The sequence below is a fragment of the Vibrio sp. V42_P2S4T144 genome, from assembly GCF_009904715.1.
GTDB classification, from domain to species: domain Bacteria; phylum Pseudomonadota; class Gammaproteobacteria; order Enterobacterales; family Vibrionaceae; genus Vibrio; species Vibrio alginolyticus.
Genome location: NZ_WXWS01000359.1, coordinates 1 through 2958, shown reverse-complemented (window position 1 = coordinate 2958; position 2958 = coordinate 1). Strand labels below are relative to the sequence as shown.

Here is a 2958-nt window from a genome sequence, read left to right as displayed (position 1 = left end):
ACACAGTGGCCTTTACGCAAAAACAAAACGCAAAAAAGGCAGCGATATCGCTGCCTTTTTACATTACTTAGATCGTACGTTTTTATGCTTTCGCTTTTTTACGCTTATCAGTGACTTCCCACTTACCGTCAACAAAGAGCGCTGTCCAACCACTTGGCTTACCGTTCTCTTCCGAACGAACGTAGTTCTCTTTTGTTTTACGGCTAAAGCGTACAACAGCAGGACGACCATCAGGATCTTCTTGCGGCGCAGTTGCTAGGTATTTGAACTTCTCAGGTAAACGCTCTTCAAAACGTGCCAGTTCAGCAACCAAAGGAGCACGTGTCTCGCGCGATTTCGGGAAATTGCTTGCCGCCATAAATAGACCCGAAGCACCATCACGAAGTACGAAATACGCATCTGAGTTTTCACATGGCAACTCGGGGAAATGAACAGGATCTTCTTTCGGTGGCGCGACTTCGCCATTCTTAAGAATCTTACGAGTGTTCTTACACGTTTCGCTCGTACAATCCATGTATTTACCAAAGCGACCGTTCTTAAGCACCATATCAGAGCCACATTTGTCACATTCAACAACTGGACCATCGTAGCCTTTTACTTTGAACTCGCCGTATTCAACAAGGTAGCCTTCACAGTTCGGGTTATTACCACAAACATGCATCTTACGCTTGTCATCAATCAGGTATGCGTCCATCGCTGTTTCACAGATCGGACAACGCTTTTTAGCGCGCAGAGCTGCGGTTTCAACGTCTTCTTCTAGAACGTTAATAATACCTTCTTCGTCACCCAAGTTGATGGTTGTCTTACAACGCTCTTTTGGTGGTAACGCGTAACCTGAACAGCCTAAGAACACACCTGTCGAAGCAGTACGGATGCCCATTGGACGGCTACACGTCGGACACTCGATATCCGTCATGACGATGTGGTTTAACTTCATACCGCCTTCTGACTCATCCAGCTCCGCTTTTTCAAGATCGCCAGTAAAATCAGCAAAGAAGTTGTCTAACACAGCTTTCCAGTTCACTTCACCTTCAGCGATTTGGTCCAATTTCTGTTCCATACGCGCAGTAAAGTCGTAGTTCATCAAATCGTTAAAGCTGTCATCAAGGCGGTCAGTAACAATTTCACCCATTTTTTCAGCGTAGAAACGGCGCTGATCAACTTTCACGTAGCCACGATCTTGAATCGTAGAAATGATCGATGCGTAAGTCGACGGACGACCAATGCCTCGTTTCTCCAGCTCTTTAACCAGTGCTGCTTCAGTGTAGCGCGCAGGTGGCTTTGTAAAGTGCTGTTTAGGGTCAAGTGACTCTAAGCTTAGCTTATCGCCAAGTTGTACCGTTGGAAGGATTGTATCCTCGTTTTTGCCCATTGGACGCTGTACACGAGTCCAGCCGTCAAATTTAAGGATACGGCCTTTCGCTTTAAGCGTGTATTCTGCCGCTTTTACGCTAATGGTTGTTGAATCGTATTCTGCTGGCGTCATTTGACACGCTACAAACTGATTCCAAATCAAAGCATAAAGTTTGTGCGCATCAGCATCGACACCTTGCAGGTCTTCCGCCTTAACACCCACATTTGAAGGACGGATCGCTTCGTGCGCTTCCTGTGCTCCTTCTTTGCTACCGTACGTCAATGGTTTCGCTGGTAGGTACTTATCACCAAACTCAGAACCAATAAAGTCACGTACAGCGTCCACAGCCTCGGCACTTAGGTTAGTCGAGTCAGTACGCATATAAGTGATGTAACCGGCCTCATAGAGGCGCTGAGCTAGCATCATGGTCTTTTTCACGCCGTAGCCCAGACGTGTACTTGCTGCCTGTTGAAGCGTAGAGGTGATGTAAGGTGCTGAGGGCTTGCTCTTTGTAGGGCGGTCTTCACGCTTACATACTTCGTAACTTGCATTCTCAAGTACAGACATCGCTGCTTTGGTTTCTGCCTCATTAACTGGCTTAAACGCAGAACCGTCTTTCTGAGCAACAAGCAGTTTAAAGTCCGCTTTGTCTTTCGTTTTCGTATTCGCATGAATGTCCCAGAATTCTTCTGGTACAAACGCGTTAATCTCACGCTCACGCTCAACTAACAGTTTCACCGCAACAGACTGCACGCGACCAGCAGATAAACCACGAGCCACTTTTTTCCAAAGTAAAGGTGAAACCATAAAACCAACGACACGGTCCATGAAGCGACGTGCTTGTTGGGCATTTACACCATCCATGTTCAGCTCGCCAGGTGTCTGGAAAGCTTGTTGGATCGCGTTTTTCGTAATTTCGTTAAAAACTACACGTTTGTATCGCTCTTCATCGCCACCGATGATCTCACGAAGGTGCCATGCGATTGCTTCTCCTTCGCGGTCCAAATCGGTTGCGAGATAAACGCAATCTGCGTCTTTGGCGAGTTTTTGTAGTTCGTTGACAACTTTTTCTTTGCCTGGAAGGATTTGGTAATTCGCTTCCCAGTCATGATATGGGTTAATCCCCATTTTTTTGATCAACGCTTTGCGGTCTTTCTCTTTTTTAACGCGCGCTTTCTCTTCCGGACTCATCCCTTTAGTTGAGATGGCTGCGGCTTTTTTCTCACCAGTGCTTTGACCGGCCGTAGGCAGATCACGCACATGACCAACACTAGACTTAACAATAAAGTCTTTACCAAGGTACTTATTTATCGTCTTTGCCTTGGCTGGTGACTCCACTATAACGAGTGATTTACCCATAACTGACTCTAACGTCCTTCATAATAATGCGGGTAGAAACCTTGTTTAAAGGCCACCCGCATAATGTTCTATTTCATTGCTTCTTTTTTTACTATTGTGCGAGATGAAAAGAAGATCAACTGCTTTTTTGAAATTCAGATCCGATTGGTTGACAATTCATCGTCTTTATACTTCAAAGAGACAGGGTTCTGAAAGGTATTGAGCGGCATATCTAAACAGGCAAACTTAGCATCCGCTAATCCAAT

Annotated in this window: 1 protein-coding gene; it reads right to left on the bottom strand. The window is 45.7% G+C overall.

What is annotated here, in order from left to right; genetic code table 11:
- Nucleotides 1-82 precede the first annotated feature (82 nt).
- Entirely contained in the window at nucleotides 83-2713 is a 2631-nt protein-coding gene (topA, locus tag CAG68_RS12335; RefSeq protein ID WP_025766918.1) for a type I DNA topoisomerase, read from the bottom strand.
- Between the last annotated feature and the right edge of the window lie 245 nt (nucleotides 2714-2958).

Excerpts from the sequence above, each read along its gene's own strand:
- topA (WP_025766918.1), bottom strand. The coding sequence starts at position 2,713 with ATGGGTAAATCACTCGTTATAGTGGAGTCACCAGCCAAGGCAAAGACG.